We start from the raw sequence: 591 nt of genomic DNA, 5'->3' as shown, positions 1-591 counted from the left end.
GCCGATATACGTAGCATCGTCCATGTAACTCACATCCAGTGCAAAGTGCCAAACTGGTGCAGTTAAAAAATAATCGTTCCAAGTGTCACCCAGTTGCTCTTTACTCACTGCAATAACAGCTTGCTGCCAGTCGTGCCAACGGTTTGCAAATTCAGGAGAAATACCGTCCTTAACAAAGTCACCTTTAGCCGGCATTTTTCCGATGTAGCCCCACTCAGGCGTTACAAGGTTTGCGGGCATCTGAACCTCTCCATCTCATTAGACCAAAATGGGTTGATTGCACTAGATGGAATCAACTCAAGCTGAACCTTGTTCCCCTTCAAATCGATCATGACAATGTTGTCGTTGCGGGACTCTGGTCGAGCCTTGAGTGATTGGTCCAATAGTTTGAAAATGCCCCATTCCCCTTCATAGGTATGAGCAATTTCTCGTTTTGATTGGGGCGGTGTAAACACAATACGCGTCTGATCTTGACCCGATGGCCAGCGAAGTTCCTTCGATCTCGCAGGACCGTGCTTATAAACCAAGTCTTGATCACCTAGCTCTAGCACAAATCGAGTAATGTGTTGATCTAGATATACGGGTTTCATA

2 protein-coding genes are annotated in these 591 nt (G+C 46.0%); both read right to left on the bottom strand.

Features of this window, described 5'->3' with window-relative positions:
* Positions 1-240: type VI secretion system-associated protein TagF (gene tagF, locus R7044_RS26755; protein WP_225456176.1), on the bottom strand; the 240-nt coding region annotated here is incomplete at its 3' end.
* The coding region (locus R7044_RS26750) for a type VI secretion IcmF C-terminal domain-containing protein (RefSeq protein ID WP_318141748.1) at positions 222-591 on the bottom strand (370 nt) is incomplete at its 5' end. The genes tagF and R7044_RS26750, both read right to left, overlap by 19 nt.

The sequence above is a fragment of the Vibrio sp. 1402 genome (assembly GCF_033340275.1).
Note: the sequence above shows the minus strand (reverse complement) of the source record. Positions and strands in the feature narration are given on the sequence as shown.